The 3642-nt window shown below is 70.5% G+C and carries 3 protein-coding genes and 1 pseudogene; 1 reads left to right on the top strand and 3 read right to left on the bottom strand.

The window, feature by feature from the left end:
- From J7E68_RS14845 to J7E68_RS14835, 3 genes and pseudogenes are all read right to left on the bottom strand, one after another.
- Positions 1 to 413 (bottom strand): annotated as a pseudogene (locus tag J7E68_RS14845) (hypothetical protein); the annotation flags it as partial.
- Positions 410 to 1549 carry a glycosyltransferase gene (locus J7E68_RS14840; RefSeq protein WP_215173855.1) on the bottom strand — a complete coding sequence of 380 codons (1140 nt, stop codon included), beginning with the start codon at positions 1547 to 1549 and terminating at the stop codon, positions 410 to 412. The pseudogene J7E68_RS14845 and the gene J7E68_RS14840, both read right to left, overlap by 4 nt.
- Positions 1546 to 2574: a glycosyltransferase gene (locus J7E68_RS14835; protein WP_215173853.1), complete on the bottom strand. Its 1029-nt coding sequence runs from the start codon at positions 2572 to 2574 to the stop codon at positions 1546 to 1548. Before J7E68_RS14835 ends, J7E68_RS14840 begins: the two co-directional genes overlap by 4 nt.
- Positions 2575 to 2742: 168 nt before the next feature.
- Between J7E68_RS14835 and J7E68_RS14830 the strand changes: the two genes are divergently transcribed.
- The coding region (locus tag J7E68_RS14830) for a WcbI family polysaccharide biosynthesis putative acetyltransferase (RefSeq protein ID WP_215173851.1) at positions 2743 to 3642 on the top strand (900 nt) is incomplete at its 3' end.

The following is a 3642-nucleotide window of genomic DNA, read 5'->3' as shown; positions in this document are numbered from 1 at the left end:
GCATCCGAGCGATCACCCGGCTGCGCGAAGACGATCGTCGGCACTCCGAGAAGACGCGTGAAGATCGTGACCTCGACGCTGACATCGACGACGAACGCCGAGACCGGCCGCACCGCCACCCATTCGGCGATCGCCGCCAGACGCGCCTGATGACCTGGATGCCGAACGGGCGCCCAGTGCAGCGCGCCGTGCGCGGTGACGTCGCCGAGGTCGCGCGCCTCGCACCGGCATCCGTCGGCATCGATGACCGCATCGGAGTCCGAGGGCAGCTGCACCCAGGTCGTCCGGGAGGGCAGGCCCTCGGGCTGCGGCAGGCTCGAGAACACCGTCACGTCGTCGTCGAGATGCGGACGGATCGCGAGCATGCGGGTCACATGGCCCCAGCCGTGGTGATGCACGTACCAGCCGATCATGCGCCCACCGCCTCGACGAGATCGAGACCCGACACGGCGCTCTGGGCGGCCACGGTGAGAACCCGCTCGATCTCGCGATGCCGCTGGTCGAGAGAGTGACGCGCGGCGGCAGCCTCGCGCACGCGCTGGCGGGCGAGCCCGCCCTGCGTGCGCTCGACCAGAGCGGTCGCGGCGTGTGCGAGAGCTTCGACATCGGCGGCCGGCACGATCGCCGTGCCCGGGATGCCCGCGAGAACCTCGCTCGTTCCGCCCGAGTCGAAGGCGACGACGGGTGTGCCGGTCATGAGTGCCTCGGCCATCACGAGACCGAAGGGCTCTGACCACACGGGAGTCACGAGCGCGACCGAGGCCGCGCCGACCAGATCGGAGAGCTCGGGTTGGCGCAGGGGCCCCACGTACTCGATGCCGTCGCCGAGGCGCGGCTGCACCTCGCGGGCGAAGTACTCGGCATCGCCGATGCGACCGGCGAGCTTCAGACGGGCCCCGGCATGTCGGGCCGCGGCGATCGCGAGGTGCGGTGCCTTCTCGGGCACGATCCGTCCGAACCAGGCCCAGTCGCCTCCTCCTGATCCGAGCTTCCACTGCGCGGTGTCGACGCCGTTGGTGAAGACGAACGCCTCGACGCCCTCCGCAGACCAGGCCCGGGCGGTGTACTGGCTGACGGCCAGGAATCGGTGCGGTGATGCCCCGGTGAGCGCGTTCGAGGCGATCACCATGTCAGACAGCGGTGGCGTATGCAGAGTGGTGACGACGGGCACGCCGATGTCGCGGCTCCACAGGATCGGGTCGCCGTGCAGGCTGTGGTTATCGACGACGTCGACCCGGGTCGCGGGCGAGTCGAGGCGCTCTCGCACACGGTCGAAGGCATCGGTCATCCGCCGACGGTGCCCCTCGGGGAAGTCGGTGTCAGACGCATCGCGCGATCGGTGCCAGTGCGGACTCGGCAGGTGCAGGTCGATGTCGAGGTCGAGGAAGTCCGACCCGCTGGCCGCGCAGAGCTGCACGTCATGGCCGCGGCTGCGCAGCCAGCGCACCCGGTTCCACACCACGGCCTCGAGGCCCCCGGCATGTGGCTGGCGAAGGGCATGGCGCTCAGGCGCCACGACCAGCACCCGCAGTCGCTCGCGGGCGATCACGCGCGCACCGGCTTGGTGGCCTCGGCGCACGCGGCGGCGTACAGCTCGGCGTGCGCGTCGCGCACAGCCTGCCGTTCGGCCAGCCTCTCGAGCCGTCGATCGGCGATCAGCGACTCGCGGGGCGCGGAGGCGCGTGCATCCGACGCCAACGCGACCGCTTCGACCAGAGTCTGCGGATCGTCGAGGTCGATGACGAGGAAATCCTCGGGATGCTGCGCCGCGATGTGGCCGACATCAGTGCCCGCCACGCGCACACCCAGGTCGTAGCAGAGCTCGACCCAGCCCGAGTGGGTTCCGTGGTCGTACGGCAGCACGAACAGGTCGGTGCCCGCGATCCAGGTCTCGATGGCCTCATCGCTCAGACGCGCGGTGCGCCGCACGCGCACCGTCGGATGTCCTTCTGCTGCAGCCGTCACACGGGCAGCCGTCTCGTCGTCGCGGACGCGCTCATCCATCAGCACCTCGAACTCGACGGCACGACCCGTCTGCACGAGCAGTGCCGCTGCATCCACGGCAGCGCGCACCGCACGCTCGGCGGCGATGTTGGGGCGCAGGTCTCGCAGGTGGATGCCGATCGTGAAGGTCTCGTGGTCGGCCGGTTCGGTGGCCGGCCGGCCCTCGAGCAGAGTGGGGTGAGCGAGCACCCGGCTGCTCCGTTGCCACCGGCGTTCGATCTCGGCCGCGGCCGACGCCGTGAGCGTGACCAGGTGGTCGGCTGCAGGCACGATCACGTCGAGAAGCTCACGGTACGGTGCCTGATCGACGAGCTGCGGGTTGTCGAGGTCGTGCACGGTGTACACCACCGCGCGACCGAGGCGACGGGCGGTCGCCAGCGCAGTGGCCAGCTCCTGCGCCGAGAACGACTCGAGACCGAAGTGCACGTGCAGCACATCGAAGTCCGCCGAGTGCGATCCGATCCACTCCGCCGTCAACGCGACCGGGGGCCACCAGACGTCCGCGGGGGCGCCGGGAACGGGAGGATCAGGCAGCACGTGCACCCGCTGTGTGTCGGTGATCGCACGCACGTAGGGGTGGGCGGCCGGGATCGAGGCGACGCGAATGAGGGCAGGTTCGATGAGGATGTGGGTCTCCGTTGGCGGGTGAGCACCCGACGTGCGCGTATCGCGGTGGCGGAGAGACCGCAGAGCAATGGGGGACGCAAGACTGATGAATCGAGGGGGTACGTTCGAAGCATGCGTCACGATCCCGAACAGCACACGGCCATTGCGCCGGACGACTCCCTAGTGCTAGCGCGCCGGCGGCACTACGGGGAGTTCTACGGGCTCGCCCCTCTTCCCGACCGATTCGGAGTCGTTCTGGGCAACTGCCAGGCCGAGTCATTGCGCATGGTGATGGACTCTCCCGACCATCGATTCGTGCGTGTGCCGGCGGTGCACGAGATGACCGCCGCAGACACCGAGCGCCTGCACGAGATCGTCCGCAGCGCCGACACCGTCGTGAGTCAGCCGATCCGCGATGACTATCGCGACCTGCCGCTGGGGTCGCGCCAGATCGCCGCGATCGCCGACGGCCGCATGCTGACCGTGCCGCCGGTGCGCTTCGCAGGGCTGCACCCCTTCCAGTCCGCCATCCGCGTCCCCGGCGTCGAGGGCGACCCGCCCGTCGTGGCCTATCACGACATCCGCACGCTCGCCGCAGCTGCCGGCATCGATGTCGTCCCGGCGCTCACGCCCGACGACGTGCGGGCCGTGGGGCGGATGTCCGTCGACACGCTGCGCACGCGCGAGAAGAGCGCCGATGTGCCGGTCTCCGACCTGTTCGACGCGGTCACGGCCGATCACGCGCGCACCGTCAACCACCCCGGTGACGCGGTGTGGATGCCGTTGGGCGCCCGCCTGCTCGAGGCGCTCGGGCACGCCGGGGGGCCGACCGACCCCGGTCATCCGCTGCTCGACTCGGTGCAGGCCCCCTTGGAGCCCGAGGTCATCGAGGCGTGGGGGCTCTCGGACGAGCCGCGCGGGCACTGGATCGTCGAAGGCGCATCGATCGATGACGCCGAGGTCCGAGCCGCGCACCGCGAGTGGTACGCCGCGCATCCCGATTTCGTCGCCGCCGCGCTGACGCGTCTCGCG

Source organism: Microbacterium sp. ISL-103, assembly GCF_018613995.1.
GTDB lineage: Bacteria > Actinomycetota > Actinomycetes > Actinomycetales > Microbacteriaceae > Microbacterium.
This window is presented reverse-complemented; position numbering and strand designations above follow the sequence as displayed.